This is a genomic window from Binatus sp. (SeqCode) (assembly GCF_036522015.1).
In the GTDB taxonomy this organism is placed as follows: Bacteria; Desulfobacterota; Binatia; order Binatales; family Binataceae; genus Binatus.
Map to the genome: position 1 here is coordinate 1 of NZ_DATDGQ010000048.1, position 4059 is coordinate 4059.

Below are 4059 nucleotides of genomic sequence, written 5' to 3' on the forward strand. Positions count from 1 at the left end.
AATCGGCGCGCCAAAAGGAGGAAATAGGCGCCGAACTGTCGATGGTGTCTGCCGAGCTCTCCGCTGGCAGCTCGCTCGGGCAGGCACTCAAGAGTTTCGCCGATCGCACCGCGGTCGATGACGTCAAGCCGCTTGCCGCTACGCTGGTGCAAAGCGAAAAGCTCGGCGCGCAAATCGGCCCCGCTCTGCGTTCGATCTCGGACACGATGCGCACCACGCGCCGCCTGCGCGCCGAAGAAGCCGCCGCCAAAACCACGGTCAAGATCCTCTTTCCGCTCGTGCTGTTCATTCTGCCCGCGATGATGAGCGTGATCGTCGGCCCCGCGATGATTCAGATAATGCGCGCCCTCACTTCAGTCCACACGCAGTAGCCAACCCTCGCTCTTGACGCGCGCGCAGCAGCACAATAACCGATCGATCATGGCTGATTCGGAACCGCGCACCCGCGCCCTCGAATTGTGGAACGAGGCGATGCGCTTTCACATGAACCATGATCTCGAGCGCGCGGTCGAGCTCTACACAAAATCTATCGAGGTCTTCCCGACCGCCGAGGCCTACACATTTCGCGGATGGGCGTTCGAGGGAATGGGCCGCATCGACGACGCCATCGCCGAATGCCGCCGCGCCATCGAAGTCGATCCCGCGTTTGGCAATCCGTACAACGATATCGGCGCCTATATGATCGCCAAGGGCGATCTCGACGGGGCCATCCCGTGGCTCGAGAAAGCCAAGACTGCGCCGCGCTACGATCCGCGGCACTTCCCTTTCATGAACCTGGGTAAAATCTACGCTGCCAAGGGAATGGTGAAACGCGCGATCGACGAATTCGAAGGCGCGCTCGCGTTCGCGCCCGGCGATCCGACTTGTGCGTCCGCGCTGGCGCAACTCCGCGCAATGTTGAATTGAACCGTCGCGCACTGGTTCAGTTTTAAAGCCTGACTAATTGGGCTGGAAAGCAGCTCGCGATGAACTACGATGATCAATGGCGGAGCCTTCGGAGACGAAATCGTCTATGGTGGTTGCTGCTCCTGGGCTTGATACCGGCAATCATACTCATCGGGTTTGCATTGGATTCGCTATCTCCCGGTCTCGCGGAACGCAGTTCTCCGACGATATTCTTTGGCGCATGGATGGCGGCCTTTGCTGCGGCAACTATCTACTGGGGAGAATTTCGCTGTCCACGATGCGAAAAGCGATTTTTCCGAACTAGGCTTGGGGGTGTCAACGGTTTTGCGCGACATTGTCCTCATTGCGGTCTGCGAAAATGGGCTTCCAACGAACAAACTTCAAACTGAACCAGTGCCGAATCATCGACCGAATCGAACCGGGTTGATTGAGATGATCAAAGTCGGAGAGCCAGCGCCTGATTTCACGCTCGCCGCGCACGACGGCGGAACGCTCTCGCTGGAAAATCTTCGCGGCGCCAAGGTTCTGCTGTGGTTCTTCGTCGAAGCTAATACGCCCGGCTGCACGCTCGAGGGCCGCGGCGTTCGCGACCATCAGTCGTACTTCGACGAAAACAACATCCGCGTCGTCGGCGTGAGCTTCGACTCAATCGAAGACAGTGCTGCCTTCGCCCGCCGGCACGAATTTGCATTCACGCTGCTGAGCGACCCGGATCGCGCCGTCGCGCTTGCCTACGGCGCTTGTTCGGATGCGAACGCGAGATATCCCGATCGCGTGAGTTTCCTCATCGACGAACACGGTGCGATCGAACGGGTTTACGCCCAGGTCGATCCTCGCGACCATCCGGCCCGCGTCTTGGCCGACGTTCTTGGCATTTGATCGATGCCGCACCCGCCGATGAAAGTCCGCGCCGTCATCTTCGATCTCGACGAAACGTTGATCGAAGAAGAAACCTCCAACGACGCCTCCGCGCTGGCCGCCGGCGAGATTGCGCAGGTTCGCCGCGGCGTCGATCGAGTCGCGCTGCTGGCCGCTTTGCGCAAGCGTTCGCGCGAGCTGTTTCTCGCCGGCCCGCTGATCGACTACTGCCGCGACATCGGCATCAGCGCGCGCGAAGCGCTGTGGGGTTCGTTCAGCGGCGACGATCCCTCGCTCGTGCAGCTCCGCCAATGGATGCCCACCTATCGGTTGCGTTCATGGTCGGCTGCGCTGGCGGAAGTCGGCATCGACGATCACGCACTAGCCGCTGAGCTCGCCGAATTTTTTGCGATCGATCGAAGCCGCCGCCACGTCGTGTTTGCGGAGTCGGAGCAGGTGCTCCATCACTTAAAGAAAAATTTCCGGCTCGGGCTAATCACCAACGGCGCGCCCGATATCCAGGGCGCCAAAATAGCCGGTTCGAACCTCGCCAGCTTTTTCGAAACGATCGTCATCTCAGGCGATCATGGATTCGGAAAACCCGACCTCAGGATCTTTCAATTGGCGTTGCAACGGTTGCAAGTCGCCGCGCACGAAGCAGTAATGATCGGCGACAGCCTCAATCGCGATGTCGCCGGCGCGCGCGACGCCGGAATCCGGACAATCTGGATCAATCGCTACAATCGGACGCTGACCGACAGTCATCCAGTTCCCGATTTTGTGCTCACCGACCTGCGCGATTTGCCCACGATATTGCTGCCCGTTGACTAACCGGCAGCCAGGTAGCGGCAAACCAATGTCGCATCCCGCCCGCTCTTTGGCGCCGAGTTGCGGTATCCACCCCCCGCGGGGTTGCCTGCGCGTCTGTGCCTATTGCAGACAATCGTTCAGCGAGTGTGCCGAATCCGCGACGATGGCCCATCCTTTGCTCTGAACACAGTCATTGACCTGCCATAGCAGGCCGAAGACGGAGGATTGGTGCAGTACGACGACACTCAGCCGGCCCCAGGAACTCAGCCCGCATCACCGACTGCCGCCAACGGAGACGGCCCAGGCGAGATGGTGTCGCTCGCCCACCTCGTGCACAGCGCGGACCGGCTCGGCGGTATGGTCGTACGTTCGGCGCAGGTGCGCAAAGTCCTCAAGTCGGTATCGCAACTGAGTCCCTACAAGGCGACCGTGCTGATTTCGGGCGAGTCGGGAACTGGCAAGGAACTGGTCGCGCGCGCACTCCATACGTTGGGGCCCGTTCCAAACGGTCCGTTCGTGACGCTGAACTGCTCTAATCTGGTCGAATCGCTGGCCGAGTCGCAGTTATTCGGTCATGTACGCGGCGCCTTTACCGACGCGCGCGACGAGTCGCAGGGCTACTTCCGCTCGGCCAACGGCGGCACGCTGTTCCTGGACGAGATCGGCGAGTTGCCGCTCAAGCTCCAGCCCAAGTTGTTGCGCTCGGTCGAGACGCACGAAGTTCAGCCGGTCGGCTCGTCGCATTGCTACAAGGTTAATCTGCGGCTGGTCGCGGCGACCAATCGCGACTTGCGCGCGATGGTCAAAGCGGGAACGTTTCGCGACGACCTTTACTTCCGCATGACCGCAGCGGCGATCTTTATTCCGCCGTTGCGCGAGCGCCGTGAGGCCATTCCGGCCTTCATCGGATATTTCATCGAACAATACAATCGCCTGTTCGGCAAAGTCGTCTCCGAAATCTCCCGTGCTGCCATCGACGTTCTATGCGCGTATGAATGGCCGGGAAATGTCCGCGAACTCTCCAACGCAATCGAAAGCGCAGTTATTTTGAGCGAGAACAACCGTATTGTTATCACCGATCTCCCCGAACAGGTCGTGGACGGGACCGGCGCCGAATTGTTGAACCGGCCAGCTGAATCGCCCGCCAACGGTCACGATCCTGCGCCGGTCGCGCATCACACGCCGCAGATAGATTTCGGCTCGGAGCCGCTGGGGTTCCTGCTCGATGACGTTATCAAGAAGACCCTCGTCCGCTCGCTCGAAGAGACTGAAGGAAATCGACGCCGCGCCGCCGACTTGCTCGGCGTCTCACGCTCGACGCTCTACCGGATGCTCACCCGGTACGGCATCGCTGAGAATCCGCACCGCCTCTCCGTCCAGCCAACACTCTGATCCGCGCCCGCTCTGCCACTGGCAAACTCCTATCGCTTCGTTAAGAATTCGTTCCGATGAAAGCGCGCGCGCGACTGTTCGCGGCGATTGCCG

General features: G+C 60.4%; 5 protein-coding genes. All 5 read left to right on the forward strand.

Annotation, left to right across the window (positions count from 1 at the left end; genetic code table 11):
- Positions 1-371, forward strand: a 371-nt coding sequence (locus VIW95_RS01975) for a type II secretion system F family protein (protein ID WP_331583489.1), incomplete at its 5' end; no start/stop codon positions are given.
- 49 nt (positions 372-420) lie between these two features.
- Positions 421-906, forward strand: coding sequence for a tetratricopeptide repeat protein (locus tag VIW95_RS01980; protein ID WP_331583491.1), 486 nt, complete (start codon positions 421-423; stop codon positions 904-906).
- Between the two features lie 432 nt (positions 907-1338).
- Entirely contained in the window at positions 1339-1785 is a 447-nt protein-coding gene (locus VIW95_RS01985; protein ID WP_331583493.1) for a peroxiredoxin, read from the forward strand.
- A gap of 3 nt (positions 1786-1788) precedes the next feature.
- The gene (locus tag VIW95_RS01990) at positions 1789-2595 is read left to right on the forward strand and encodes an HAD family hydrolase (RefSeq protein ID WP_331583495.1); all 807 of its coding nucleotides are present in this window, start codon (positions 1789-1791) and stop codon (positions 2593-2595) included.
- A gap of 207 nt (positions 2596-2802) precedes the next feature.
- On the forward strand, positions 2803-3966 hold the full coding sequence (locus tag VIW95_RS01995; RefSeq protein WP_331583497.1) for a sigma-54 dependent transcriptional regulator: 1164 nt from the start codon (positions 2803-2805) through the stop codon (positions 3964-3966).
- The last annotated feature ends 93 nt before the right edge of the window (positions 3967-4059 follow it).